This is a genomic window from Cupriavidus sp. WGlv3, from assembly GCF_023952475.1.
Classification (GTDB): Bacteria; Pseudomonadota; Gammaproteobacteria; order Burkholderiales; family Burkholderiaceae; genus Cupriavidus; species Cupriavidus phytorum.
In genome coordinates this window covers 261,730-287,277 of sequence record NZ_JALHRX010000006.1, presented here as the reverse complement: position 1 = coordinate 287,277, position 25,548 = coordinate 261,730, and the positions used below count along the sequence as shown (strand labels likewise).

Here is a 25,548-nt window from a genome sequence, read left to right as displayed (position 1 = left end):
GTACGCGTCGCTGCGCTTGCTCGGCGATTTCGGTGCGCGCGCGTGAAATTTTTCTTCACGCTTGTTTTCTCCCCTCTCCCGCTTGCGGGAGAGGGGCGGGGGAGAGGGCCGGCGTATCCACGAAGCCATGCGCTGAAATCCGCCTGGCGCGCCGAGGGTGGAACACCAAGCCCGGTGGCTTTGCCGCCCAAGCCGGATCCGCCATCTACACTGCCACCGGACCTTCTTCCATCAACGCATCCAACTTGGCCTTCACCAGTTCCAGCAGACAAAGGGCGCTAAAGCAGGCTTCCGACCGCACACTCTGCTGCTCCAGCAGTACCAGCACGCCTTCTATCCCGGCACGCACTTCATTGAGACACGCATTGGCTTCTTTTGCATCGACCGTCATGATTGACTCCTTCCACGTTGAGCCACGCTCACTCAACTGAAAGTGAGGGTGGCGGGCCATACAGCGAGGGTGGAAACCAGTCTCCGGGGGAACCGGCCGGCCTTACGGCCGCCTCACCTGGCCCGCCTTGGAACGATGCGTTCGTGCGAGCACGCAGGTGTGCCGTTGCGGCACACCTGCCCGGAGAACAATCGGGTTTCCACGCCCGGTCACCGGCAACCCGATGACGTACCCAGTATTCCCTTCCGGAGTCAGGCAGGCGATAAGAGTTGTCGCATTCTGAACAGGCGGGCGAAGCTTGCCGCAAACGCTAGTGAGTGGGAAATCGCCGTGTCCTGAAAGGCTGCCGCTATTGCCGATTGTGTTCTCCAAGCTCCGCCACAAAATCCTCGCCCTGCGGCAACCCCAACGAAAACTTCACCGGAAAATTCACCGCAATCCCGCCCTCAACCCGCCGCACCACTTCGCGCGCCCGCACATGCGCATCCTCGAACAACTCGCCAGCCCCCAGCACCGGCGAGAACGGAATATCCAGCGGCGCGAAGAAGTCCTCCCATTCCGCCAGATCCCGCGTGTGAAACACCGCGGCCATCAGGTCATTGACCTCCACCTTGTGCCCGCTGCGCCCGGCGCGCGTGGCAAAACGCGGGTCGCGCAGGGCCGGGAACGCGTCGCCCAGCGCCGCGCACAGGTTGTCCCAGAACTTGTTCTCCAGGATACCCATCGCCAGGTGTCGCCCGTCGCGGGTTTCGAACAGGTCGTTTTCCGGCATCACGGTGGATGATGCATGGGGGGAGCCCTCGTGCGCGCGCGCTGTCCAGGCGCCATGGGCGGTCCACGACAGCACGGCATCGTGGATCGACACATCGAGATGCTGTCCCTGTCCGTGCTGCCGCGCGCTCATGATCGCCACGGCCAGCGACAACGCGGCGTAGCCGGACGCTGCGTAGTCCGACACCCGCACGCGCGGGCGCGCGACCGCATCGTGCACCTGCACCGGCGTGGCCCAGTATCCCGCCAGCGCCAGATAGTTCAGGTCATGCCCCGCGTGGCTGGCGTACGGCCCGGTCTGGCCGAAGCCGGAGACCGAACACAGCACGATGGCCGGATTGACCGCCGCCAGCGCGTCATAGCCCAGGCCCAGGCGCGCCATCACGCCGGGGCGGAAGCCTTCGACCACGGCGTCGGCATCGCGCACCAGGTCCAGGAACGCCGCACGGCCGGTGTCCGATTTCAGGTCCAGCGCCACCGAGCGCTTGCCGCGATTGAACTGCGCATACACATGCGCGCCCAGTTGGCGCGCGGTGTCGCCGCTGCCGGGCTGCTCGACCTTGATCACCTCCGCGCCAAGCTGGCGCAGCAGGCTGCAGGCGTGCGGGCCGGGCAGCAACTGGCTGACGTCGAGGATGGTGACGTCCTTCAGGCAAGACCATGCTGGCTTCATGCGGAGCCTCCGGGGGAAAGAGAAAACACAAGCGCCGCACGCGCGGAGTGGCGTGCGGCGCAGGGAGCAGGCCAGCGGTATCAGCCCAGGTCGCCGGTCATGCCGATCGACTTCATCAGGTCGCCATAGCGCGCGTTGTCGCTGGCCACCATGGTGCCGAACTGCGCCGGCGACGCGCTGCGGCGCAGCTCGCCGGCATTGGCCTTGAGCTGTGCGTCGAACACGCCGGCGGTCTGCAGTGCGCGCACCGCGGCGTGCAGCTTCTGCGCCAGCTCGGCCGGGAAGTTGGCCGGCGCGAACAGGCCGCTCCAGTTGTCGATGACAAAGCCCGGCGGCAGCGCTTCGGCCATGGTCGGCACGTCGGGGAAGTACGGGGAGCGGGCGGCAGCGGTGACGGCCAGCACCCTGACCTGGTTGTTGCGCACATACTGCGTGGCCGTGCCCAGCACCGGCATGCCGAACTGGGTCTGCCCCGTCACCATCGAGGTGAGGATCTCCGGCGCGCCCTTGTAGGGAATATGCACCGCATCGCAGCCGGTCTGGTGCAGCATGGTCTCCACCGCCAGATGGGCGATGCTGCCCTTGCCGCCGGAGCCGTAGTTGAACTTGCCCGGCTCCTTCTTCATCGCCGCGACCAGCTCGGCCGCGCTCTTGTAGGGCGAGGACACCGGCACCACCAGCGCCGACGGCCCGCCCGACAACGCCGTGATCGGCGTGAAGTCGTGGGTCGGGTCGTACGGCATCTTGCGGTACATGTGCACGTTGATGACGTGCGTGTTGGCCAGGATGCCCAGCGTGTAGCCATCGGGCGCGGCGCGGCGCAGCGCGCTGGCGCCGATGATGCCGCCGGCGCCGGGCATGTTCTCGACCACCAGCGGCTGGCCGAGCTTCTTGCCCAGCTCCGCCGACAGCGTGCGCGCGGTGTTGTCCGGCGTGCTGCCGGCGACAAACGGCACGATCAGCCGGATCGGGCGGCTGGGATAGGGGGATGCGACGCTGGCGGCGCGGGCCGGCAGCAGCAGGCTGCCCAGCGCGGCGGCGCCGGCGGTGGCAAGCCAGTTTCGGCGGTTCATGCTTGGTCTCCGTGGTCTTGTCGTATTGTGCTGTGGCCGGGATCTCGATGCCGGCGGCGACCGCGCCGCCGGCACGGTCAGGCTTTCTGCTGCAGCGGTTCCAGGATAGCCCGCGCGATGGTGTTGCGCTGGATCTCGCTGGTGCCGGTGAAGATGCGGAACATGCGCAGCTTGCGGAAGGTCTGCTCGACCGGATGGCCGCGCGTGACGCCGACATTGCCGTGGATCTGCACGGCCTTGTCCGCCACCTCGAAGCAGCGCTCCGAGACGAACAGCTTGCACGCCGCGGCCTTCATGCGCAGGTCGGCGCCGGCGTCGGCCAGCGCAGCGGTGTGCGCGATCATGCTTTCGCAGGCCCACAGCGCCGCGGCCATGTCGGCCAGCATGTGCTGGATCGCCTGGAAGCGCGCGATCGGGCCGCCGAACTGGCGGCGCTGGCCGGCATATTCCAGCGACGACTCATAGGCCCGCATGGCCAGCCCCAGCATGCTGGGGCAGTGCAGCAGCCGGTTCACATTGATGCGCGACATGCCCAGCTTGAAGCCGTTGCCTTCGCCGCCGAAGATGTTGGCGCGCGGCACGCGCACGTTGTCGAAGCGGATATCGCCGTCGATATGCTGGCCGGACATCGGCACATACTCGTTGGTCACCGTCACGCCGGGCAGGTCCAGGTCGACCAGCACCGCGGTGATGGCCGGCGGCGTGGCGGTGGCGTCGGTCACGCACATGACGATGGCGAAGTCGGCAAACGGCGCGCCGCTGATGTAGTGCTTGCCGCCGTTGATGACCAGCTCGTCGCCGTCGGCCACGGCCGAGGTCTTGATGCTCTGCGCATCGGAACCGGAATGCGTTTCCGTCAATGCGAAGCAGGTCGATTTCTCGCCGCGGATCACCGGCTTGAAATACCGCTCGAGCTGCCCGGGCGTGGCGTATTTCAGCATGTTGCCCACGCGCGGCGGGCCGCCCAGGTCGCCCAGCACGTGCGCGGTCAGGGTCGAGCCGCTCGCGGCCAGCTCGGCCTTGAGCGCGCATTGTTCCTGGATGTTCAGGCCCTTGCCGCCGAGCGCGGTGGGCAGGCAGGCAGCGTAGAAGCCCAGTTCGCTGGAGCGGCGCCAGACCTGGCGCAGGGTCTCGCGCGGCCACGGGTCCTCGGAACCCAGGCCGAGTTCCTGTTCGAGCGGGCGCAGCTCTTCGTCGATAAAGCGGCGGATGCCGGCGCGGGTTTCCAGCAGGACGGGGTTGGTCAGGTGGTCGAACATGGCGGTTTCCTCGGTGCGGCGGGTTCAGTTGACGCGGCGTCCGACGCCTTGCCAGTAGCGTTCGCGCACGGTCTTGCGGGCCAGCTTGCCGCTGGCGTTCTTGGGCAGCTCGGCGACAAAGTCGACCGAGCGCGGCGACTTGTAGTCGGCGATGCGCTCGCGGCAGTGCGCGATCAGCTGCTGCGCGGTGGCCTCGCGCCCGGGGCGCAGCGTGACCACGGCCTTGACGCTTTCGCCCCAGGTGTCGTCGGGCACGCTGATGACGCAGGCCTCCAGCACGTCGGGGTGCTGGTACAGCGTGGCCTCGACCTCGGTCGGGTAGACATTGAAGCCGCCGGAAATGATCATGTCCTTCTTGCGGTCGACCAGGTACAGGTAGCCGGCCTCGTCGACGCGCGCCATGTCGCCGGTGTGCAGCCAGCCGTCGACCAGGGTCTCGCGCGTCAGCTCGGGCGCGTTCCAGTAGCCGTGGAACACGTCGTCGCCGCGGATCACCAGCTCGCCGATCTCGCCTATGGCCACTTCCTTGCCGTGCTCGTCGACCACGCGCACTTCGGTCTCGCCCAGCGCGCGGCCGCACGAGGCCAGGCGCTCGGGATGGCTGGCGATGGCATCGGCATGGTCGCTGGTGGACAGCCGCGTGACGCCCGAGGTCGATTCGCTGGCGCCATAGCCCTGCGACAGGATCGGGCCGATGCGTTCCCAGGCCTCGCGGATGCGCGCCGGCGCCATCGGCGCGGCGCCGTAGGCCAGCGTCTTCAGGCTCGACAGGTCGGCCTGCGCCAGCGTGGGCTCGGCCAGCAGCATGTTGATCATGGCTGGCACCATGAACACATGGGTGATGCGCAGCCGCGCGACTTCGGCCAGGAAGTGCGCCGGCTCGAATTTCTCGAACAGCACCAGCGTCGCGCCCACATACAGATAGGGCTGCATCAGCATGCCGGAAGCGTGCGTGACCGGGCCGATCAGCGCCAGCCGGTCGCCGGGGCGGGCGGGGCGGTCCATGCCGGACACCACCTTGCGCAGCGCCGCGATGCGGTTGCCGTAGCTCTGCATGGCGGCCTTGATCTTGCCGGTGGAGCCCGAGGAGAAATGCAGCACGGCCAGGTCGTCGGCGGCCGGGGTGATGTCGGGCGCGGTGGTGCCGGCGTTGGCCAGCAGCGCTTCGTAATCGACATAGCCGGCGGGCGCCGCGCCGATGGCGATAAAGGTCTCGATGCTGCCGAAACCGGCCGTGGTGCGGTCATAGCCGGTGTAGCCCGGGCCCGCGATCAGCACGCGCGGGGTGCAGTTCTCGACCACGTCGCTGGCCTCGGCCGCGGTAAAGCGCGGGTTGAGCGCGGCCTTGACCAGGCCGGCCTTGTACAGCGCGCATTCCAGTTCGACCAGCTCGGGCCGGTTGCGCGACTGCACCGCGACGCGGTCGCCGGGGCGCAGGCCCAGCGCCAGCAGCGCATTGGCCAGACGCGTCGAGCGTTCGTCGAGCTGGCGATAGGTCACCACCTGGTCCTGGTAGAGGATGGCGGGCTGGTCGCCCCAGTAACGCGCGGCGCGGCGCAGGAAATACGCGAAACCCATGCTGTCTCCGGTGAAGGCTGAGTGATGTTGCTGCACGCTCGGTGGTGTGCTGTTGCGCTGTAGTCTGTAAGATGGCAGACATCACCACAATGACGCATTGGCTATAAAGCCATAACCGTCGGGAATGTGAGGCAATGGAGACGCGGGATATCGAATACATCCTCGCCGTGGCGGCGCACGGCGGCATCGGCCGCGCCGCCGAGGCGCTGGGAATCAGCCAGCCGGCGCTGACCAAGGCGGTGCAGCGGGTGGAGACGCAGGCGGGGCTGCCGCTGTTCGAGCGCACCGCCAACGGCATGGCCGCCACCTATGCCGGCAACCGCTTCCTAGAGCGCGCGCGACGCATCCAGCTGGAGTACCAGGACGGCATCAAGGAGATGCTGGGCATCCGCACCGGCGAACAGGGCGTCCTGCGCGTGGGCTATTCACCGTCGATACCGGGCGACGTGATCCTGGGTGCGTGCCAGCAGCTGGTGCGCGAGCGCCCGGTGGCGCGGCTGCGGCTGCGCCGCCGGCTGGCGCGTGACTTGCTGGACTTGCTGGCGGCCGGGGAGCTGGACATGGCGGTGGCGCCCACCCCGTCCGGCGCGCTGGCGGATACCTTCGCGGTGCAGCCGCTGTTCGACGACCGGCTGGTGGTGGTGGCCGACCAGGGCCACGCGCTGCTGCGGCGGCGCAAGCTGCGCCTGGCCGACCTCGCCGACCAGGAATGGCTGCTGCCCGAACGGCATATCACGCTGCGCCAGCAGGTCGACGCGGCGTTCCGCCAGCGCGGCCTGCCGGAGCCGCAGCCGCGCATCGAGATCGACTTCGGCAGCAGTTCGCTGTTCGCGCTGATGCAGGGCACGCAGATGCTGAGCATCGCCAATGCCAGCGGCGACGCCATGCAGCGCGGCCTGCGCGTGCTGCCGCTGGGCGTGGAGGAACTGGACCTGCGCCGGCGCATCGGCGTGGTCACGCGCGAAGGCGCCTACCTGTCGCCGCTGGCGCAGCGCCTGACGGAGCTGCTGCGCGAGCACAGCGGCTAGCGGCGCGCGCTTACTGCAGCGGGATCCTGGCCACTGCCGCGAGCCGCTTCCAGCGCTCGATTTCGTCCATCTGGTATTGCCGCATCTCGGCCGGCGACGACAGGATCAGCCTGGTCGACTGGCGCGTGTAGTACTCGCGCACGTCCGCGGCATTGCCGGCCTGCGTGAACAGGTCCTGCAGCCGCTTCACCACCGCCGGCGGCGTCCTGGCCGACACCGCTGCCGCGACCCAGTTGTAGGCCAGGAAGTCCGGCAGGCCGGCTTCGACGATGGACGGCACGTCCGGCAGCAGCGGCGAGCGCTGCGGCGCGGTGTAGGCCAGCGCGCGCACCTTGCCGCCGCGGGCCAGCTCGATCGCGCCGGTGGCATCGACCACGGCGAAATCGACATTGGCCGCCATCACGCCATTGATGGCATCGCCGGCCCCTTTGTACGGCACCGCCGTGGTCTTGATGCGGGCCAGCTCGTTGAGCCATTCCGAATAAAGCGTGTACGAGATCGAGCCCGTGCCGTAGTTCAGCGCGCCCGGACGCTTGCGCGCGTCCTCCAGCAGCTCGGACAGCGTGCGGTAGGGCGAGCCGGCCGGCACGATGATCACGCACGGCCCGCGCGACAGCAGCGTGATCGGCGCAAAGTCGGTGAGCGGGTCGTACGGCAGCTTGCGGAAGGTGGCGGCATTGGTCGACAGCGTGGAATTGCTGCCGATAAAGACGGTGTAGCCGTCGGCCGGCGCGTTCAGCGCGGCCTGCACGCCGATAAAGCCGTTGCCGCCGGGCTTGTTTTCGACCACCACGCCCTGGCCGGTCAGCTCGCCGATCTTCCTGGCGAACATGCGCGCGGTGGTATCGGTGCCGCTGCCCGATGGGAAGGGCACGAGGAAGCGGATCGGCCGGGCGGGAAAGGCGTCGGCGTCGGCCGCGCGCGCTGCCGGTGGCGTCGCTGCGCCCAGCTGCGCCAGTGCGGCCGGAAAGAGTCCGAGGAAGCGGCGACGGGAACGGAAAGCCTGTTGCATGGTGGTCTCCTGACGGTGGAATGCCCGGCGTGTCTCCGCCGGTGCAAGGGATCGATGCCGGCCTAACGGCGCAGGCCCAGCAGGTCGCGCGCAATGACCCAGCGGTGCACTTCGCTGGGGCCTTCGTAGATGCGCATCAGCCGGGTCTCGTTGGCCATCTGCTGCAGCGGCAGCTCCTTGGTCATGCCCATCGCGCCGAAGGTCTGCATGGCATGGTCGATCACGTCCCAGGCCATTTCGGTGGCGAACACCTTGATCATCGACACCTGCGTGCGGGCTTCTTCTCCGGCGTCGATGCGGGTGGCGGCTTCGTAGGTCATCAGGCGGCAGGCATGGATGCGCGTGGCGGCGTCGGCCACCCACCACTGGATCGCCTGGCGCTGCGCCAGCGGCGCGCCGAAGGTCTGGCGCTGCGGGGCGTACTCGCAGATCATGTCCAGCGCGCGCTGGGCGCGGCCGATGCACCAGGCGGCCATCTGCACCCGCCGCGTCGACAGCCGCGCCTGCATCGGCGCAAAGCCCTGTCCCTCGGCGCCGAGCAGTTGGGTGGCGGGGATGCGGCAGTCTTCCAGCACCACTTCATAGGTCGACGCGCCGCCGATCATCGGGATGCGCCGCTCGACCCGCAAGCCCGGCGTGCCGCGCTCGACGATAAACGCCGAGATGCCGCCGCGCGCGCCGCGGGCCTTGTCGGTCACCGCCATGACGATGGTCCAGTCGGCGCGCGCCGCGCGGCTGATCCAGATCTTGCGCCCGTTCAGCACCCAGTGGTCGCCATCGCGGTCGGCACGCGTGGCCATCATGGCCGGATCGGCGCCGGCGCCCGGTTCCGAGATGGCGATGGCCGACACGGTCTCGCCGCGCGCATACGGGGCCAGGTAGCGCTCGCGCTGGGCCGCGCTCGCGGTCAGCATCAGCATGCGCAGGTTGGGCGAATCCGGTGGCAGGTCATAGGGGGTGATGGTCTTGCCGAGTTCTTCGTTGACGCCCACCATTGCCACCGTCGGCAGGTCGGCGCCGCCCAGCTCGGCCGGAGCGTCGAGGCCCCACAGGCCGAGCTCGCGCGACAGCGAGTCCAGGCGCGCATGCTCTTCGGGCAGCAGCGCCATCTGGCCGCCGGCGGCTTCGCGCGCCAGCACCGTGGGTTCCAGCGGGATCAGCTGCTCGCGCACGAAACGCGCGACCAGGTCCTTGAGCATCCGGTGTTCTTGGTCGAGTTCAAAATGCATGGTGGTCTTCTCGGCTGTTTATCGGGATTGGCGCGCATCCGGCGCGAGGGTTAGTTCGCGCAGGATCTCCTCGGTGTGCTCGCCCAGCGCCGGCGCATGGCGGCGCAGCGACAGCGGCGTGGCCGAGAAGCGCGCAGCCGGGCGCAGCTCGCGCAAGGGGCCTTCGGTAGGGTGCCGGGTTTGCTGGAACAGGCCGACCGCGTGCAGGTGCGGGTGGTCGACCAGTGCATCGAGGCCGTAGATCGGCGTGGCGGGAATGTCGAGCGACTCGAACAGCTGCATCCATTCGTCGGTGCTGCGCGCCGGCGTCAGCTCCGCCAGGTGGCCGTACAGCGCACGGATGTTGGCGTTGCGCTGCGCCCGGTCGGCCACGTCGTAGCGCTCGGCCAGGTCGTCGCGGCCCACTGCGCGGAAGAAGGCCTGCCAGTGGCGCTCGGTGTAGGGCAGCGCGCAGATCCAGCCGTCGCGGGTCGGCGCGGGGCGCCGCCCGCCCTGCAGCAGGCGGGCGTAGCCGGCGCCGGCCGGTGGCGGGTCGAAGGTCAGGCCGCCCAGATGCTCGGTCATGACGAAGGCGGTCATGGTTTCGAGCATCGGCACCTCGACCATCTGGCCCACGCCGTGGCGCTCGCGGTACAGCAGCGCGGCCAGCACGGCATTGGCCAGCGCCAACCCGGTGGTTTTGTCGGCGAGCAGGCTGGGCACGTATTGCGGACGCTCGCCGCCGGCGGAGCCCAGCGCGACCAGGCCGCAGCCGGCCTGGATGATGTCGTCGAAGGCCGGCTTGTCGCGGTGCGGGCCGTCCTGGCCGAAGCCGGTGGCCAGGCAATAGACGATGCGCGGGTTGATGCGCGCCACCTCGGCGTAGCCGAAGCCCAGCCGCTCGATCGCGGCGACGCGCATGTTGTGCACCAGCACGTCGGCGCCGGCAATCAGGCCGCGCAGCGCCGCCGCGCCCTCGGCGGTCTTCAGGTCGAGCACGACCGAGCGCTTGTTGCGGTTCAGCGCCAGGTAGATCGAGCTCATGCCGGCATGCTGCGACACCCCGTTGGCGCGCATCAGGTCGCCCTCGGGGCCTTCGACCTTGATCACGTCGGCGCCGAAGTCGGCCAGCACCTGCGTCGCCAGCGGGCCGAGCACGACCGCGGTCAGGTCGAGCACGCGGATGCCGTCGAGCGGGCCGGCCGGTGCCGCGCGCTGGTCTGCTTCGCTCATCGATCCCTCCCTCAACGGCGCTGGAACACGGGGGCGCGGCGCGCGGCCATGGCGGCGACGCCCTCGCGGAAATCCTCGCTGCGGAACTGTCCGCGCTGGATCGCCAGCTCGCGCTGGTTGACCTCGGCAATGCGGTCGGCCAGCCCGTCGCGCAGCGTGGCGCGCGTGGTTTCCACCGCCAGCGGGGCCGAGGCAGCGATCTCCTGCGCCAGCGCCATGGCACGGGCATCGACCTCGTCCCGGGCGACCAGCTCGTCGGCCAGGCCGATGCTGACTGCCTCGGCCCCGGTGATGCGCCGGCCGGTGTAGAACAGCAGCGCTGCCTGCTGCTCGCCCACCAGGCGCGGCAGCGTCAGGCTCAGGCCGAAACCCGGGTGGAAGCCCAGTCGGTTGAAGTTGGCGCTGAAGCGGGCCTCGGCGCAGGTCACGCGGAAATCCGCCACCAGCGCCAGCCCGAGCCCCGCGCCGATGGCGGCGCCCGCCACCGCGGCGACGATGGGCTTGCGGTTGCGGTACAGCTTCATCGCCTGCACGTAGAAGGCCGAGGGATCGCTGGCGACTTCGCCCTGGCCGGCGCCGCTGAAGTCGGCACCGGCGCAGAACGCGCCGACGCCCGAGGCCAGCACGATGGCGCGGCAGTGGTGGTCGTGGTCGAGCGTCTGCAGGGTCTCGGCCAGGCGCCGCATCACCTCGGCATCGACAAAATTGTGCGGCGGGCGGGACAGCACCACGCGGGCCACGTGGCCGTCGCGGGTGACATGGATTTCGGCATCGGATGACATGCGGGGGTGGCTCCTGTGGGGGCGGCCGACTCGGGGCCGCGTGTCCACAGTATTCGCGCCGTGCCGCCGCGCCGCTATACTCAAATTTCACTTACTGAAATTGGTAGCGATGCCTGACGCCATCCCGCCGCAGGACTCTACGCGCAGCGTGACCCATCGGACCGGCCGCTTTACCCGGGACACCGCGGGCAGCCAGTCGCTGGAGCGCGGGCTGGTGCTGCTGCGTGCCTTCCGCGTCGGCACCACCAGCCTGACCAATGCGGAACTGGCCGCGCGCACCGGCCTGCCGCGCCCGACCGTGAGCCGGCTGACGCGTTCGCTGGTCGATGCCGGCTTCCTGCGCTACGACGTCAACGAGCGCGCCTACCGGCTGGCGCCGGTGGTGCTGAGCCTGGCCGATGCCTTCCAGCAGTCCAGCCGCGCGCCGGAGATTGCGCTGCCGCTGATGCGCAAGGTGGCCGAGGCGGGCAAGGTCAACGTAGGGCTGGCGGTGGGGGACCAGCTGGAGATGGTATACCTGGCGTCGATCCGGCACAGCCGCGACAGCGTGTCGCGCACGCGCCGTGTGGTGCCGGGCTCGCGCGTGCCGATGGAGCTGACGGCGATCGGCCTGTCATGGCTGGCGGCGCAGCCGGAGGAGGTGCGCAGGGACCTGCTGGCCGGTATCGCAGCCCGCCAGGGCGAGGCCTGGCCCGGCATGCGCGCGCGCGTGCTGCGCGGCATCGCGCAGGCGCAGCAGCACGGCCATTGCGCCGCGGCCTACCAGCCGGGGCATCTGCTGGCCGTGGGCGCGGCCTTCTCGGGCCCGGACCAGCAGCTGTACGGGCTCAACATCAGCTATCCGTTCAATGAGGCCGAGCGCCGCCGCGACCACGCGCGCTATGCCGCCCAGCTGACGCGGCTGGTGGCCGAGATCCAGCAAGCCTGGCGGCGCGCCGCCGGCTAGCCGCGTCAGTACACCGACGGCATGCCTTCCGGGCGGTTCTTGAAGCGCCGGTGGATCCAGTAATACTGCTCCGGCATGGTGGCGATCTGGGTTTCGAGGAAGGCGTTCATGCGGCGCGAGTCCTCTTCGACGCTGCCGGAGGGAAAGCCTTCGAGCGGGTCGAACACGCGCAGCCGGTAGCCGCGGTAGTCGGGCAGCACTTCGGTGGTGAACGGCACCACGCGCGCGCCGGTCATGCTGGCCAGGCGCGAGGCCGAGGTCAGGGTGCACGCCGGCACGCCGAAAAATGGCACGAACACCGAATCGTTGATGCCGAAGTCCATGTCCGCCGCCAGCATCACCGGGCAGCCGGCGCGCAGCGTGCGCACCACCTGCTTGCCGCTGCCGTTGCGCGGGATCATCTCGGCGCCGAAGCGCCCGCGCTGGGTGCGCGAGATCTGCTCCAGCAGCGGGCTCGACATGCGCGTATACAGCGATGCCACCGGGTGGCGCATCGAATAGAACATGCAGCCGGCCTCGATGCCGACGAAATGAAAGCCCATGAAGATGGTCGGATGCTCCGCGCACGAGGCCAGGTCGATGCGCGAATCCAGCTCGACCAGCTTGCCCAGCCGCTCGGCGTTGCCGAACCACTGCACGCCGCGCTCCAGGTAGCTGCGCAGCACATGGCCGAAGTGGTCACGCGCCAGCCGTTCGCGCTCGCCCGGGTCCATGTCCGGGAAGCACAGCGCCAGGTTGGTATGGACGATGCGCCGGCGGCGGCTGGGGATGCGGTACAGCAGCTTGCCAAGGGCGTCGCCCAGGCGGGCGGTCACGCCGTACGGCAAGGCGGCAAAGAGCTTGAAGGCTGCGATGGTGAGCGCAGCCTGGAGCTGGTGCGTCATGAAGATCCTGGGGGCGGCAGCGGCGGTCGGGGCGGACCCGCGGACAGGCGGCTGCGCGGCAATGGTTCGGCGCCACAAGGGTGGCGAGCGGCAAGCGCGCTACGCTGGCGCGCCATTCCTGCGGCGCCCGGTTGCGGACCACTGGAGTGCGCTATGCGTCGCTGCGCAGCTTTGTGCTGAGGGCGCACTGTAGCACGATGGCAGGAGGCCAGGAACGGCGGTTACGACCGGTATCAAACCGGCAACAGATGCCGGGCAACGCGCAGGCCGCGGTGCCGTCAGCGTTGCCTCAGCTCGCCGAGGTAATAGTTGACCTCGGCCAGCAGCGCCGTGTGGAATTCGGCCGGAAGCACGTGGTCGTCGGTCAGCGACAGCAACTGGTCGATGCGCTGCCGGAACTGCCGCTGTGCGCTGGCGCGCGCATCGGGCGGCAGCGCCACGGCCATGGCGCACAGCATTTCGCGCATCACCAGCAGCCGGGCGCCGTACTGGATCATGGCGTCGCCCTGGGTCTTGAGGTTTTGCGCAAGCTGTTCCGGCATGCCCTTGCGCGGCGCGCTGGCGCCGGACGGCGCGGATGGTGGTTCGGCGCGGACCTTGCCGCTGGCCTCGGGCGCGGGTGTGCCCAGCCTCTTGCCGAGCATGGGGATCTTGAACATGGGCGAGACTCCGGAACGCCGGCGCGGGGTGGTCGGGTGCATCCATCATGGAAGGGTGCGGGCGGCCGGACTGTGCGGCAGCAGACAATGGAGCCGGTGCGGCACCGGCGTTCATGCGCCGGCGGGTCCGGGTTTGCGGCACTTGCCCGCGCGTGCCGGCGGCAGGCACAGGCCGCAGGTGTAGCGCTGGCGCGCATCGTGGGCGCACACCACGAACTCGCCGCGGCAACACTGGCAGCGCGCCAGCTGCAGCATGCCGCGCTCATAGAAGCGGACCAGCATCCAGGCGCGGGTAAAGCTGAGCTGGGCGGCCTCGCCGGTGGCGCTCAGGTGCTCGCGATACATGCGGAAGCCGGCCAGGGTGGCACGGATGCCGTCCAGCCCGGCGCGGATCATGAAGCGGTAGGCGCCGAGCAGCATCGAGGCATGGGCGTTGGGGCGCCAGCTCAGGAACCAGTCGGTCGAGAACGGCAGCATGCCCTTGGGCGGCGACGTCCCGCAAAGCTCCTTGTACAGGCGGGTCAGCCGCTCGCGCGGCAGCGACACTTCCGCCTCCAGCACCTGCAGGCGCGCGCCCAGGCCGATCATCTCGATCGCCAGCCGGGTTTGTTCCATGTCGTGCAGCACGCTCTTGCGGGCGGGGGCAGGTACAGGGCGGGAAGCTGCCGCAGCGGGGCCGCCGACGGCGGCGACAGGGTGTGTGTCCATGGTCTCCTCCTCCCCGGGGTGTCACAGTGCGGCGCTGTCCGCAGCGTCCCGGGTCCGGCTTTATGTGATGGAGGACGATTCTTCGTTCGCAGCCGGCTTATATCCGTGATTCTTGTCAACAATCGCAATTCCACGATCGACGGCATCAATTTGCCCTGGTCTGTTGTTGGCGCAATTTGTCGGTGCCCGGCACGCCATCCAGGACGACTGTAGGAGAAGCGCCCACACGCTATCGGACAGACGCCGATTTAACGGTTCTGCCCATCGGCTACGCTGCAAGAACACCAACGACAGGGAGCAACCCATGGCTGCAAACTTCCTGATCAGGCAGACCGCTCAGGGCTGGGAACTGACGGTCGAAAGCGCGCGCAAGGGCCTGGTCCAGTGCGACGACCGCGACGTCGCCGTCAACATCGGCATGGCAGCGGCCAAGCGGCGCGGTGTCGTGCTGATCGTGCACGAAGACGAGGACGATGCCCCGCACGGCCTCACTCCCCTGGCCGCGTGACGAGGTAACCTCGCGGCAACGGTTGCGTGACAACGGCGGGCGCCCTTTACCGGTGGCGCCCGCCTTTGCTTTGGTCCGGGGCGCGCGGCAAGCGTGCCGCCCTCCATGCCCGCCAATGGTATGGAACTTGCGCCCCGGTGACTGGCTGCGCGGCCCACCGGGCCGCGCCGGAAGCTCAACCCTTGGAGACAGCGATGCATCCATTCCGAAATGAGGGCGGCGGCTCCTGGTGGCGCGAGGACCGCGACGCCGATGAATCCCGCCGTAATCGCGGCGACCTGCGCGGCGACCCGCGCGGCGACGACCCGCGCGGCTACGGCGAGGGGCGCTATGGCCAGCGCGGCGGCCCCGCGCGCGACTACGGCGAAGGCCGCTATGAAGGCCGCCAGCGACACGACAGCGACGTCCGCGAGTCCGGCTACTACGGCGGCCGCTCCAGCCCGGCGCAGCGCGTCTGGGAAACCTCTGCCCGGCGCCCGCCGTGGGAAGAAGACGAAGCCTGGCGCCGCGGCAGCGAGGTGCGCGACGAATGGGGTGACAGCGGGGGCGACAGCCGCGGCAATGCGTCGCGCGACATGCCCCGCGGGCGCGACCGCGTCGGCCCCAAGGGCTACCAGCGCAGCGACGAGCGCATCCGCGAGGAGATCTGCGAACGGCTCGCGCACGCGCGCCATGTCGATGTGCGCGAGGTGGAAGTCGAAGTGCAGGGCGGCGTGGTGCGCCTGACCGGCAACGTGCGCGACCGGCGCCAGAAGTACTGCATCGAGGACATCGTCGACGATGTCTTCGGCGTGCAGGAGATCCATAACGCGGTGCGCCTGGGCGCGCCTGGCGCGTTCGGCGTGTCGGGGATCACCGAAGGAGCGCAGACCGGAGCGCAGTCCGGCGGGTCCGGCCAGGGGCGCGTCAGCGGCGTCAGCAGTTCAGGCAGCGCCACCGGCTCCAGCGCCAGCAGCTATGGCGGCGGCATGGAAACCGGCAGCGGCGGTCCCGGCCAGGGACGCGACAGCACCGGCGGCACCACGCGCATGGGTTGATGCGGAATTACGGCGCCGGCGGCTTGTCCGCCGGCGCTGCCGGGGCGCTCCCCAACGCCGCCTCCTGCGGCTCGGCCATGCGGCGATGCTGCTCGGCCAGCACGTCGGCGGGGGTCACCATGGCGATGGCGGCGCGCAGCTTGTTCTGCCAGCCCGGCACCACCTCTCCCTCGCCGCGCATCATCGCATCGAAGCCGATCCGCGCCACCTCGGCGGGATCGGCCTTTTTCTGCTGGCCGAGGCGGGTATCGAGCAGGTCCGCGCGTTCGAAGAAATCGGTTTCGGTCGCACCCGGCATCAGGCAGGTGACGGACACGCCGGTGTGCTGCAGCTCGTGCCGCAGCGCATAGGAGAAGGAATCCAGGAAAGCCTTGGTCGCGTTGTACACGGCCTGGCAGGTGCCCGGGACGAAGCCGGCGATCGATGCCGTGATCAGGATGCGCCCCTCGTGCTGGGCGCGCATGAGCTGCCCGACCCGGTGCAGCAGGTGCACGGTGCCGGCAGGCACCGCATCTCCTCGGGATTTGTGGCGAGTTTTTACTGTGGCGTTGTAAGGATTAGCGACGCATCATCCTACGCGCCGCCAGGTGCGCACGCCCATCCAGACCCCCAGCAGCGCCACCAGCGTGACCACCACCGCCAGCGTCACCGCGGTGCCGGGGCCGAGCCCGCCGAACCACGCATAGGCATCGGAACGGCGCCACAGCGCCCAGGCCAGGGTGGCGGTGGCCACCACCAGCGCGGTCTGCGTCAGCGCATCGACCACGCGCATCACGCCGCGCGCCGTGCCGGCAAGCGGATCGCGCCGGGCTTCTGAAGCGGTAATTTCGGGGTCGTCCATGGCAAGGGGCCGCAAAGGGAATGCGTGGGACGTGCAAGTCCCGTTCCCGCTCCGCGCCCCGGTTGCCCGATGGCCAGGAGGGCCTTAGAACACCCCCAGGCCCAACCCCGCGGCCAGGCCCTCGCCAAGCTCGGCGCACCGCGCCAGGTCGGCGGGCTCGATCTGCTTGGGGGCGAGGATGCGCTCCGGCGTCTGCGCATGCGTGCAGACGATCAGCCCGGGCGCGACGCGGTTCAGGCGCCAGCCGGTGGCGATGCGCTCGAGCTGGCGCAGCGCGTTCTGGCCATCGCTGCCGGCGCAGATCATGGCGGCGTAGGGCCGGCCGTTGATGCGGTCCAGCGCGGGGTAATAGCAGCGGTCGAAGAAGTCCTTCATCATGCCCGCAATCGCGGCCAGGTTCTCCGGGGTGGCGAACAGGTAGCCGTCCGCGGCCAGCACATCGTCGGGCCCGGCCTCGGCGGCGGTCTTGAGCACGACCGTGACGCCGGGCTGCCGGCGTGCCGCGTCGGCAGCGGCCGCGGCCATCTGGCGCGTGCCGCCGGTCATGGTGTGGTAGACGATCAGCAGCGATTTCATGCGGGCAGTAGGGCTTGCGCGGCCATGTGCCACGCCTTGGGCACTGTATCACGCCGCTGCCGAGGCCTCTCCACCCCCTCAGTCCAGCGTCACCCCCGTATCCGCCGTCAGCTTCAGCACCACCGGCAGGTAAGCCTTGTAGGCCGCCTCGGCCTGCGCCGGGGTGGTGCCGAGCGGCTCCGCGCCCATGTCGACGATGCGCCGCTGCATGTTGGCGCTGGCAATCAGGCTGGCGGTCTCGCGGCCGAGGCGGTCGATGATGTCCTGCGGCGTCTTGGCGGGCGCCATCAGCGTGATCGGGCCGGTCAGGCGGAACGGCTCTTCGGCGTAGCCGGCTTCGGTGAAGGTGGGCACGTCCGGCAGCGCCTGCGCGCGCCGCGTGCCGGTGACCGCCAGCGGACGCAGCTTGCCGGTGGCGAAATGCTGCTTGAGTGCGGTCACCGAGCCCACCGTCACGTTGACCTGGCCGGCCAGCAGGTCGGTCACCATCGGCCCTTCGCCGCGGTAGGGCACGTGCAGCATGTCGACCTGGTATTGCCTGGCGAAATAGGTCTGGATGGTATGCGGCTGCGTGCCCGCGCCCCATGAGCCCATGCGCAGCTTGCCGGGCGAGGCCTTGGCATAGGCCAGCAGCTCGGCGACGGTCCTGGCCGGCACGCTGCTGTTGACGGCGAGCACGGTGCGCGCGGTGGCGATGTCGGAGACCGGGCGCAGGTCGGTGCGGGGATCGTAGGGCAGCTTCTTGTACAGCGCCAGGTTGGACGTGATCGGGCCGGGAATGGTCATCAGCAGGGTGTAGCCGTCCGGCGCCGCCTTGGCGACATAGTCGGTGCCGATGATGCCGCCGGCGCCGCCCTTGTTCTCGACCACCACGGTCTTGCCGAGCTGGCGCGACAGGCCGTCGCCGACGGCGCGCGCCAGCGTGTCGGTGAGGCCGCCCGGCGGATAGGCGACGATCAGGTGGATGGGCTTGGCCGGGTAGGCGCCCTGTGCCGGCGCGGCAAGCGGCGCGACAGCGAGCGCCGCGACGCCGAGCCAGGGCAGCGCGGCCTGCAGCAGCTTGCCTTGCACCCACGGCGAAAAACGGGCAACGGTCTTCATGATGGCGTGGTCTCCTGTTTATGCGATGTCACGGTTTGCCTTGCGCGGGCGCCGCGCGCCCGTACGCTAATCGAGCTTGATGCCGCGCGCCTGGATCAGCTTGCCCCATTTGCCGATTTCCTGGTCGATGAAGGCCGAGAACGCGCTGCCGCGCTCGGGATGCGGCTCCAGACCCAGGCCAAGCAGCTTGTTGCGGGTTTGCGCATCGGCCAGCACGGCCGACGCCTCGCGGTTCAGCCGCTCGGTGACGGCGGGCGGCGTGCCGGCCGGGGCGACCAGTCCGAACCAGCCGTAACCGACCATGCCCGCATAGCCCTGTTCGGCGAAGGTGGGCGCATCGGGATAGACCGGCGTGCGCTGCTCCGACGCCACCGCCAGCACGCGCAGCTTGCCGGCCTTGATAAAGGGCAGCGCCGCGGTGATGGCGGTCAGCGTGGCGTCGGCGCGGCCCGCCAGCAGTTCGGTGTAGGCGGTGGCGTCGCCGCGGTAGTGGACGCTCAGCAGCTTGAACTTGCCGACCTGCCCGAACAGCTCGGCAGTCAGGTGCGGGCCCGAGCCGGCGCCCGGCGAGGCCACCGTCACGCCGTCGGGCTTGTCCCTGGCCATGCGCACGAAGTCGGCAACGGTGCGAGCCGGCGAGTTCGCATTGACGATCAGGAAGATCGGCCCCAGCACGCGCGGACCCACCGCGACGAAGTCCTTGCGCACGTCGTAGCGCTGCGCGATGCCGGCGGCGGTATTGATGGCGAAGGGCGCGGCCGCCCACAGCAGCGTATAGCCGTCCGGCGCGGCATGCGCCACCTGCTCCGTGGCCAGGCGCGTGCCGGCGCCGGGCTTGTTCTCGACCACCACCTGCTGGCCGAGCTTGCCGCCGAGCGCATCGGCGAGAATGCGCGCCGAGATGTCGTTGGAGCCGCCGGCACCGTAGGGCGACACCAGCTTGACCGGCCGCGACGGATAGGTTTGCGCCTGCGCCTGGCCGCCCAGGCACAGCAGCGCCACGCCGGCCGTCAGCACGGCCCGGGCGAAGACTATGGTTCGGTTCATGATGCTTCCTTGATGCGGCGGATGGCGGGGTAGCGGAAGATGCGTTCCAGGTGCGCGCTGCCGGGCACGTACAGGCGCAACGCCACGTAGAACGGCTCGGGCGGCGCAGGCAGCCAGTTGCCGGTATCGGCGGCGTCCGCCGGCGCGCGCGCGCCCAGCACGATGCGCAGGCTGCCATCCGGCGCCGCGCGCAGGCCCGGCGAGCGGTCGCCCAGCGAATAGCGCTGCAGCGGATTCGCCGCCAGCATGCAGTCCGATTTCCGGTACATGGTCAGCGACCAGAACGCGCCCACCTGCGGCAAGCCTTGCGCGGGGAACACCAGCTCGTACTGGTGCGTACCGTCCAGCGGCAGACCGTCGGCATCGCAATCGGCCATCAGGTACATGGCTTCCTCGATGCCCAGCGCGCCGATGTAGTTGCGCGCCACCTCGGCGCGCAACGCGTAGTGCGCGCCGAACGAGGTGCGGATTTCCACCGGCAGGGACCAGCCGCCGCCCAGCGCGGAAGCTTTGGGCGCGGCCAGTTCCGCATCGACATGCGCCAGTGCGGCTGCCAGCGCAGTGTGTTGCGCCGGCGTCGGCGGCGTCGCGCTGCCGATGCCGGCGGCAGCGAAGCTGCGCACCAGCTCCGCTTCGGCGGCGGGCGGCGGGTTCTCGGCCAGCATGCGTTGGACGATGGCGGCGTAGCGGTCCGGGTCGCCCGGGCGCTCGCCGGCGTGCATGCCGGCGTCGATCACGCTCGCGGCGGCGGTGCCGTCGGGCCGGCGCAGGCGGATGCCGTCCTGCAAGGCATGCGCGCCCGGCAGGTCGGCGTCGCCGTCGGCCAGGATGCGGCCGATGATCCAGACCGCATCGGTGGGGCAGGGCAGCGGCGTGGCGCCGACGGGCACTGCGCCGCGCCAGGCCGGGCCGTGCAGCAGCCAGGTGCCGCCTTGCGTGCCGGTGGTGCGGGTGCCGATGTAGCCGAACGGGTTGGTATAGGCGTCGAGCAGCCCGAGCACGTAGTAGCGGCCGTGGCAGTCCGGCACGTCGAGCAGCAGCGGGCCGTGCGACAGGTCGAGCCAGGCGTTGGTGTAGAGCGTGTCGTTGTTCGGCGTGACGACCTGCCGGTGCTGCGGGCCGAGCAGCGCGCGCACATGCGTGACGGTGTTGATCCAGCGCAGCGTGGAATCGGGGCCGTCGCCGGCAAAGACGCCGGCGCTGTCGCGCCGCGGGCAGGTGGCGGCGCGCATGCGCGCCATTTCGTACAGCGGCAGCGTGTAGCGCACCGCCTCGCGGGCGAGCGCATCGAGGGAGATGTCCTGGGTTGTCATGAGCGGCCTCCTTCAGGCGATGCGTCGCAGCGGCGGGATCACGTAGTCGCCGGCGATGAAGCCGTCGGTGGGGTGGTACAGGCGCAGGATCAGGTAGAACGGGGCGTCCGGCGCCGGCAGCCAGTTGTCCTGTGCCTGCGCGGGGCGCTGGTGCGAGATGGTCAGCGTGAGGCCGCCATCGGCGTCGTATTGCAGCCCTGGGCTGCGGTCGCCGAGCGCGTAGCGGCCGATCGCGTTGTCAGTGAAGAAGCGGTCGGCGCCATAGAGCGAGACCGACCAGAACGCCTGCGCCGGCGGCAGGTGTCCGGCCGGGAAGTGCAGCGCATAAGTATGGCGGCCATGCAGCAGCTCGCCGTCGGCATCGTAGTCGGCGGCGGCGTAGACGGCTTCGTCGGCGCGCAGCGCGCCCAGGCCCTTCATCGCGGTCACGGCGCGTTGCATCCAGTCGTCGCCATAGCGGCCCAGCAGCAGGCTGTAGGTCCAGCTCTTGCGCGCATGGCTGCGGGTATTGGCTTCGATCAGCGCCATGCCTTCGCGCCAGGCGCGCACCAGGCCCTGCTGCAACGCCGGCCGCAGCGCCCCCACGTCGACCGGCTCGCCCGCGCGGATGCCGCACTTGCGCAGCAGCGACAGCAGGCCAGCCATGGACGGCTCGGCCGGATACTCACGCAGCGCGTTGAAGGCGTTGGCGAAGAAGTCGAGCGCGGGCTCGCCGCTGTCCTGCCAATCGCGCACGCAGGCGGGTTGCCGCGCGCTGCCGCCGGACAGGCGGAAGCCCTGCTCGAAGGCGCTGGCGGCGGGCAGGTCGTCGGTGCCGGTCACCAGCACGCGGCCCAGCAGCCAGACCAGCGACGTGGGGCAACGCACCACGTGCGCGCCGTCGGCGTGCTGGGCCGGGCCGGCCAGCACGATGTCGGCGCCCGCGGCGGGCACGTTGCGCGGGCCCAGGTTGTCGAAGTTGTTGGTCCAGGCGTCGAGCAGTTCCACCACGTAGTAGCGGCGCGCATCCGGCAGTGCGGGCACGTGCAGCGTGACCGGGCCGTCGGCCAGGTTGACCCAGGCGCAGAAGTAGAGCAGGTCATTGGCCGGCGTGACGATGTCGCGGTCGCGGTGGGTCCACGGCTGGGTGCTGGCCGACAGCGTGTTGACCGGCGCGCGCCCGTAGCCGGTGGCCTGCGACACCGAGGTCTGCAGCCGGCAGGTACGCAGGCTTTCGAACAGTGGATACGTGGCCAGCACCAGCGGCAGTGCCGCCGCGGCGGTCAGCGCTTCCTGCGGGGTGTCGATGGGAGCGCCGGCAAGGAAAGGCGCAGCGGGTTGATTCATCGGGTGGTCTCCTCGTTGCGTGTGTTCGTGTGGCTGCCGGGGGCGGCCGGGTGCAGGGTCACCACGGCATCGGCGGCGACCACGCCGCGGGCGGTGACGATCAGCGGATTGATTTCAAGTGTGTCCAGGCGCGGCCCCAGCGCCGCCGCGGCCTGCGAGACGCGCACCAGCACCTCGGCCACGGCCTCGGCGTCGATGGCGGGATGACCGCGGTGGCCCGACAGCAGGGCCTCGGCACGGCTCGCGCGCAGCATGGTGCGCGCACGGGCATGGCTCAGCGGCGCCAGGCCGAACGCGGTCTGGCGGAATATCTCCACCGCGGTGCCGCCGATGCCGGCCAGCGCCACCAGCCCGAACACCGGATCGCGCCGCACGCCCACCATCAGCTCGCCCCAGCCGCGCATCATGCCGGCGACCAGCGCGCCGTCAAAGCGCGCGGGCGTGCCGTGGCTGGCCGCGGCGGCCTGCACCTGGGCAAAGGCGGCGCGTGCCGCGCGCGCGTCGGCCACGTTCAGCACCACGCCGCCGACATCGCTCTTGTGCAGGATGTCGGGCGAGCACAGCTTGATCGCGACCGGATAGCCGATGGAATCGGCGATGCGCACGGCCTCGTCGGCATCGCGCGCCAGGCCGTGCGGCGCGGTCGGGATGCCGCACGCGGCCAGCCATTGCATGGCTTCGAACTCGGACAAGGCGGTGGTGCCGGCCGACACATCGGGAACAGGCAGGACGTCTGCAGCGGCGACGGATGCGGAGCAGGGCGCCGGTGCCGCCGCAGCTTGCGCCGCGGCGCGGGCCAGCACGGCCACGGCCTGCACTGCGTGCGCGGGTTCGCGGAATACCAGCGCGCCGCGCGCTTCCAGCCAGCGGCGCTTGTCGTCATCGGCGAGGCCGCTGAACAGCAGCGGCGCCGCGGTGCCGCTGCGGTACAAGGCGTCGACGGTGTCTTGCAGCCCGGGCCAGATCCGCGGCGAGCTGACGCCGCCGGCCAGGAAGGCCACCACGCTGCCGTAGTCCGGGCATTGTGCCGCGGCGGCAATGGCGCCCAGCAATACTTCGGGCTGTGCCAACACCTGGCCGGTGACGTCGATGGGGTTGGCGGTGCTGGCGAACGGAATCGCGCTGCGCAGCGCCGCTGCCGGGGCTTCGGGCATCGGCGGCAGCGGCAGGTCCAGCGCCTCGGCCTGGTCGGCCATCATGATGCCGACGCCGCCGGATACGGTGACCAGCGCGACCGGGGTGACGGCATTGGCCGGCTCCTTCGCCGAAGGCTGCCACCGCGTCGGCCGGCGCCCGCGCGACAGCACGTAACCGAGCCGGAAGAACTCCTCCAGCGTATCGGCGCGGAACACGCCGTATTCATCGAATACCGCCTGGTAGACCGCGTCTTCGCCCGCCAGGCTGGCGGTATGCGATTGCGCGGAGCGCGCGCCGGCTTCGGTGGTGCCCACCTTGGTCACTACCACCGGCTTGCCCGCCGCCCGCGCGGCCGCCAGCGCGCGGCGCAGCCGGGTGCCGTCGCGGCAGCCTTCCAGGTAGGCCAGGATCACGCGCGTGGCGTCGTCCCGGGCCAGCCATTCGATCACGTCAGCCACATGCAGGCCGGCTTCGTTGCCGGTGGTGACCCAGTGGCTCAGGCCCAGTGCGGCCTCGCGCGCCAGCGCGAAGGCATAGGCCCCGAATGCGCCGCTCTGGCTGACCAGTCCGACCTCGCCGACCGGCGGCAGCCCGCCGAGCGGGATCGGCGAGAAAGTGGCGAACACCCGCTCGCGCAGGTTCATCGCGCCCAGGCAGTTCGGGCCCAGCAGCGTGATGCCATGGGCCTGCGCCAGCGCCGCCAGTTCGGCCTGCAGCGCGACGCCATCGCCGCCAGTCTCGGCAAAGCCCGAGGTAAAGAACACCGCGGCGCGCGTGCCGTTGCGCGCCAGCTGGCGCATCGCGTCAAGGCTGGCGCTGACCGGCAGCGCGACGATGGCCAAGTCGGCCGGCGCATCCAGCGCGTCCAGCGTCGGCACCGCGGCCAGCCCCTGCACTTCGCTGGCGGTCGCGTGGACCGGGACGATGCGGCCGGCGTAGCCCAGCTCGCTCAGCAGCCGCACCGGCATGCCGCCTACCTTGTCGGGCTGGGTGGATGCGCCGATCACGGCGATGGTGCGCGGTTGCAGCAATGCGCTGAGGTCTGGCATCGGTTGTCTCCGTATGCGTGCGCCGTCACGTAAGGCCCTGGCGGGCGGGCGCCGCTGGTCTTGTCATGGTTGATGACGGACGATGTTGTCATAACATGTTATGATGAGTCAACGTTGTTATGATAAGTAGATGCCCGCATGGGCCGTTCCCATGAATCCCTCGAATCTCGTGACAACCAGCTCATTGCCCCGCTTCAAGCAGATCGAAGGCGCGCTGCGCCAGCGCATCGTCAACAACGAATGGACCCCGGGCATCAAGCTGCCGTCGGAGGCCGAGCTGATGGCCGAGTTCGGCGTCAGCCGCATCACGGTGCGCCAGTCGCTGGCATCGCTGCTGGCCGAGGGGCTGATCGAAACCGTCCACGGCAAGGGCAGTTTTGTCAGCCGTCCGGCCGGTCAGGCCGACCTGGGACCGCTGACCGGCTTCTACGACTACATGCGGGCCCGTGGCCACGAAGCGCACGGCAAGCTGCTGTCGACGCGGCTGATCACCGCGCCGGCCATCGCCGCCGACGCGCTGCGCATGCCCCCCGGCAGCAAGCTGCTGAGCGTGACCACGCTCAAGTCCGTGGCCGGCACGCCGGTGGCGGTCGGCGTGACCATGGCGCCCGAAGCGCTGATGCGCGCGATGCTCGAGCACGACCTGGAAAACAACGACGCGCTGATGATCGTCGAGGCCAGGCTCGGCTATCGCCTCAAGTACCTGCACACGGAAAGCGCGGCGATTCCCGCCACCGCGGAAAGCGCGCGCCGGCTGAAGATCGAGCCTGGCGAGCCGCTGCTGCGCATCCGCTTCACGCCGCACGACATCGACGACCGGCCGTTGGCGTTTTCGGAGTTCATGTTCCGCGGCGACAAGTTCACCTACAAGGCCTGCGTGCGGCGTTAGGGCCGCTGGCTGTGGCGACAAGGGAACTTTTGCGTGCGCGCCGCGGCCTGAACTGCATCGGTGCCGGGCGCAGGGTGGTGCGGTCTGGCGCCGCCCAGTCGCAGGAGTCCAGGATGTACTCGCCGCTTTCCCCACGTTTGCTGTCTACCGCGCTCGCGGTAGCGTTGTCCGCGGGCGTGCCTGCCGCGTTGGCCGCGGCCCAGCCGGATGCATCGCGGCCGCCCGGCAAGGAGGGCGCGCCCGAGGCCGCCTGCAAGCACGCGGTCAAGGCGGCGCTGCCCAATCCCGGCAGCTTCAAGTGGGTGGCCGCCACCGCGCGCCAGATCGACAAGGACAACTACAGCGTGGTGGCCGATGTCGAATATCTGGCCCAGGACGGCGCCGTGCGCGAGGCCAAGGTCCAGTGCGACGTACGCCGCGCTCAGGGCAACCGCTTCGCCGTGCCCAAGCTGCGCCTGCCGCAGTAAGCCCAGCCTGTCTCCCTCTGTGCCAGCTGTTGCAATTTAATGTGGACACTGT

The 25,548-nt window shown here is 70.0% G+C and carries 26 protein-coding genes; 6 read left to right on the top strand and 20 right to left on the bottom strand.

Annotated elements, in window-relative coordinates:
* Nucleotides 1-205: 205 nt before the first annotated feature.
* The 5 genes from MKD38_RS13770 to MKD38_RS13750 form a co-directional block, all read right to left on the bottom strand.
* Nucleotides 206-391, bottom strand: coding sequence for a DUF1484 family protein (locus MKD38_RS13770; RefSeq protein ID WP_252677587.1), 186 nt, complete (start codon nt 389-391; stop codon nt 206-208).
* 349 nt (nt 392-740) lie between these two features.
* Nucleotides 741-1,835: a CaiB/BaiF CoA transferase family protein gene (locus MKD38_RS13765; RefSeq protein ID WP_252677584.1), complete on the bottom strand. Its 1,095-nt coding sequence runs from the start codon at nt 1,833-1,835 to the stop codon at nt 741-743.
* 80 nt (nt 1,836-1,915) lie between these two features.
* The gene (locus tag MKD38_RS13760) at nt 1,916-2,908 is read right to left on the bottom strand and encodes a tripartite tricarboxylate transporter substrate binding protein (protein ID WP_252677582.1); all 993 of its coding nucleotides are present in this window, start codon (nt 2,906-2,908) and stop codon (nt 1,916-1,918) included.
* 77 nt (nt 2,909-2,985) lie between these two features.
* Nucleotides 2,986-4,167, bottom strand: coding sequence for an acyl-CoA dehydrogenase family protein (locus MKD38_RS13755; RefSeq protein WP_252677580.1), 1,182 nt, complete (start codon nt 4,165-4,167; stop codon nt 2,986-2,988).
* 24 nt (nt 4,168-4,191) lie between these two features.
* Nucleotides 4,192-5,745: an acyl-CoA synthetase gene (locus tag MKD38_RS13750; protein WP_252677578.1), complete on the bottom strand. Its 1,554-nt coding sequence runs from the start codon at nt 5,743-5,745 to the stop codon at nt 4,192-4,194.
* A 134-nt stretch (nt 5,746-5,879) separates the two neighbouring features.
* Here MKD38_RS13750 and MKD38_RS13745 point away from each other — a divergent pair, with 134 nt between their 5' ends.
* The gene (locus MKD38_RS13745; protein WP_252677576.1) at nt 5,880-6,773 is read left to right on the top strand and encodes a LysR family transcriptional regulator; all 894 of its coding nucleotides are present in this window, start codon (nt 5,880-5,882) and stop codon (nt 6,771-6,773) included.
* 10 nt (nt 6,774-6,783) lie between these two features.
* Here MKD38_RS13745 and MKD38_RS13740 read toward each other — a convergent pair whose 3' ends face one another.
* From MKD38_RS13740 to MKD38_RS13725, 4 genes are all read right to left on the bottom strand, one after another.
* The gene (locus tag MKD38_RS13740) at nt 6,784-7,785 is read right to left on the bottom strand and encodes a tripartite tricarboxylate transporter substrate binding protein (RefSeq protein ID WP_252677575.1); all 1,002 of its coding nucleotides are present in this window, start codon (nt 7,783-7,785) and stop codon (nt 6,784-6,786) included.
* A 62-nt stretch (nt 7,786-7,847) separates the two neighbouring features.
* On the bottom strand, nt 7,848-9,014 hold the full coding sequence (locus MKD38_RS13735; RefSeq protein WP_252677574.1) for an acyl-CoA dehydrogenase family protein: 1,167 nt from the start codon (nt 9,012-9,014) through the stop codon (nt 7,848-7,850).
* Between the two features lie 18 nt (nt 9,015-9,032).
* Nucleotides 9,033-10,226, bottom strand: coding sequence for a CaiB/BaiF CoA transferase family protein (locus MKD38_RS13730; protein ID WP_252677573.1), 1,194 nt, complete (start codon nt 10,224-10,226; stop codon nt 9,033-9,035).
* A gap of 11 nt (nt 10,227-10,237) precedes the next feature.
* On the bottom strand, nt 10,238-11,008 hold the full coding sequence (locus tag MKD38_RS13725) for an enoyl-CoA hydratase/isomerase family protein (RefSeq protein WP_252677572.1): 771 nt from the start codon (nt 11,006-11,008) through the stop codon (nt 10,238-10,240).
* A gap of 109 nt (nt 11,009-11,117) precedes the next feature.
* On the opposite strand from MKD38_RS13725, the gene MKD38_RS13720 reads away from it, so the two are divergent.
* The gene (locus MKD38_RS13720) at nt 11,118-11,954 is read left to right on the top strand and encodes an IclR family transcriptional regulator (RefSeq protein ID WP_252677571.1); all 837 of its coding nucleotides are present in this window, start codon (nt 11,118-11,120) and stop codon (nt 11,952-11,954) included.
* A 5-nt stretch (nt 11,955-11,959) separates the two neighbouring features.
* Here MKD38_RS13720 and MKD38_RS13715 read toward each other — a convergent pair whose 3' ends face one another.
* The 3 genes from MKD38_RS13715 to flhC form a co-directional block, all read right to left on the bottom strand.
* Entirely contained in the window at nt 11,960-12,838 is an 879-nt protein-coding gene (locus MKD38_RS13715) for a lipid A biosynthesis lauroyl acyltransferase (RefSeq protein ID WP_252677570.1), read from the bottom strand.
* A 278-nt stretch (nt 12,839-13,116) separates the two neighbouring features.
* Entirely contained in the window at nt 13,117-13,497 is a 381-nt protein-coding gene (locus tag MKD38_RS13710) for a hypothetical protein (RefSeq protein WP_252677568.1), read from the bottom strand.
* A gap of 111 nt (nt 13,498-13,608) precedes the next feature.
* On the bottom strand, nt 13,609-14,205 hold the full coding sequence (gene flhC, locus MKD38_RS13705; RefSeq protein ID WP_252677565.1) for a flagellar transcriptional regulator FlhC: 597 nt from the start codon (nt 14,203-14,205) through the stop codon (nt 13,609-13,611).
* Between the two features lie 304 nt (nt 14,206-14,509).
* On the opposite strand from flhC, the gene MKD38_RS13700 reads away from it, so the two are divergent.
* Both MKD38_RS13700 and MKD38_RS13695 read left to right on the top strand, forming a co-directional pair.
* On the top strand, nt 14,510-14,713 hold the full coding sequence (locus MKD38_RS13700) for a hypothetical protein (protein WP_111517055.1): 204 nt from the start codon (nt 14,510-14,512) through the stop codon (nt 14,711-14,713).
* A 194-nt stretch (nt 14,714-14,907) separates the two neighbouring features.
* Complete coding sequence (locus tag MKD38_RS13695; RefSeq protein WP_252677563.1) at nt 14,908-15,750, top strand: BON domain-containing protein; 843 nt, start codon at nt 14,908-14,910, stop codon at nt 15,748-15,750.
* 7 nt (nt 15,751-15,757) lie between these two features.
* Here MKD38_RS13695 and MKD38_RS13690 read toward each other — a convergent pair whose 3' ends face one another.
* From MKD38_RS13690 to MKD38_RS13655, 8 genes are all read right to left on the bottom strand, one after another.
* Nucleotides 15,758-16,258, bottom strand: coding sequence for an SDR family NAD(P)-dependent oxidoreductase (locus MKD38_RS13690; RefSeq protein WP_371925688.1), 501 nt, complete (start codon nt 16,256-16,258; stop codon nt 15,758-15,760).
* A 60-nt stretch (nt 16,259-16,318) separates the two neighbouring features.
* Nucleotides 16,319-16,591 carry a hypothetical protein gene (locus MKD38_RS13685; RefSeq protein WP_115700053.1) on the bottom strand — a complete coding sequence of 91 codons (273 nt, stop codon included), beginning with the start codon at nt 16,589-16,591 and terminating at the stop codon, nt 16,319-16,321.
* An 84-nt stretch (nt 16,592-16,675) separates the two neighbouring features.
* A complete protein-coding gene (locus MKD38_RS13680; RefSeq protein WP_252677560.1) occupies nt 16,676-17,167 on the bottom strand; it encodes a flavodoxin family protein in 492 nt (163 codons plus the stop codon).
* Nucleotides 17,168-17,245: 78 nt separating this feature from the next.
* Nucleotides 17,246-18,268, bottom strand: a complete 1,023-nt coding sequence (locus tag MKD38_RS13675) for a Bug family tripartite tricarboxylate transporter substrate binding protein (protein WP_252677558.1) — start codon at nt 18,266-18,268, stop codon at nt 17,246-17,248.
* Nucleotides 18,269-18,334: 66 nt separating this feature from the next.
* Nucleotides 18,335-19,315 carry a Bug family tripartite tricarboxylate transporter substrate binding protein gene (locus tag MKD38_RS13670; protein ID WP_252677556.1) on the bottom strand — a complete coding sequence of 327 codons (981 nt, stop codon included), beginning with the start codon at nt 19,313-19,315 and terminating at the stop codon, nt 18,335-18,337.
* Nucleotides 19,312-20,628 carry a DUF1254 domain-containing protein gene (locus tag MKD38_RS13665; protein ID WP_252677554.1) on the bottom strand — a complete coding sequence of 439 codons (1,317 nt, stop codon included), beginning with the start codon at nt 20,626-20,628 and terminating at the stop codon, nt 19,312-19,314. The genes MKD38_RS13670 and MKD38_RS13665 overlap by 4 nt, the downstream gene beginning before the upstream one ends.
* 12 nt (nt 20,629-20,640) lie before the next feature.
* Nucleotides 20,641-21,954, bottom strand: a complete 1,314-nt coding sequence (locus tag MKD38_RS13660; RefSeq protein ID WP_252677552.1) for a DUF1254 domain-containing protein — start codon at nt 21,952-21,954, stop codon at nt 20,641-20,643.
* The gene (locus MKD38_RS13655) at nt 21,951-24,140 is read right to left on the bottom strand and encodes an acetate--CoA ligase family protein (RefSeq protein WP_252677550.1); all 2,190 of its coding nucleotides are present in this window, start codon (nt 24,138-24,140) and stop codon (nt 21,951-21,953) included. The genes MKD38_RS13660 and MKD38_RS13655 overlap by 4 nt, the downstream gene beginning before the upstream one ends.
* Nucleotides 24,141-24,291: 151 nt before the next feature.
* Here MKD38_RS13655 and MKD38_RS13650 point away from each other — a divergent pair, with 151 nt between their 5' ends.
* Nucleotides 24,292-25,029: a GntR family transcriptional regulator gene (locus MKD38_RS13650; protein ID WP_252677548.1), complete on the top strand. Its 738-nt coding sequence runs from the start codon at nt 24,292-24,294 to the stop codon at nt 25,027-25,029.
* Nucleotides 25,030-25,142: 113 nt separating this feature from the next.
* Nucleotides 25,143-25,496: a DUF2880 domain-containing protein gene (locus MKD38_RS13645; protein WP_252677546.1), complete on the top strand. Its 354-nt coding sequence runs from the start codon at nt 25,143-25,145 to the stop codon at nt 25,494-25,496.
* Nucleotides 25,497-25,548 lie beyond the last annotated feature (52 nt).